General features: G+C 60.5%; 1 protein-coding gene. It reads left to right on the plus strand.

Features of this window, described 5'->3' with window-relative positions; genetic code table 11:
- Positions 1 to 24: 24 nt before the first annotated feature.
- Positions 25 to 506 (plus strand): DUF4214 domain-containing protein (locus ACX3P0_RS25365; RefSeq protein WP_459093004.1); only part of this gene is annotated, 482 nt, incomplete at its 3' end.

A 506-nucleotide genomic window follows, 5' to 3' on the forward strand; every position in this document is an offset into this window, starting at 1 on the left:
TGGGTTGGACGTCTGGCAGACGGCGTGTCGCTGACAGACATCGCTGAATCCTTCGCCGCTTCGCCCGAGGCTGCACAGACCTATCCCTATATCCTGACGCCCAATCTGTTCACGCCTGACCAGATGATCGAGCAGGTTTACATGAACGTTCTCGGCCGCGCCCCCGATGCGGATGGCTTGGCGTATTACGCTGACCGTCTTGAAAGCGGTGAGTCGGTCGGTTCCGTCCTGGCCTCCATCATCGGCAACGCCGCCACCAACTCGGACGGCGCGTTCCCGGACCAGGGCATTCTGGCCAACAAGGTCGAGGTTGGCCTGAATTGGGCCGAGACGGCCGCGTTCAACACCGGCGACGTCTATGAAGCAGATGGCGTTACCCTTACGACCGATGCGAGCGCTTCGGCGCATGGTGTGATCGATGGCGTTGATGAAACCGAAGCTTCCGTGACGGAAGCCAACACGGAAACCAGCGACTTCTTTGGCGTTGGCTCGACCTTCACGCTCAC

The sequence above is a fragment of the Mesorhizobium sp. A556 genome (assembly GCF_054489545.1).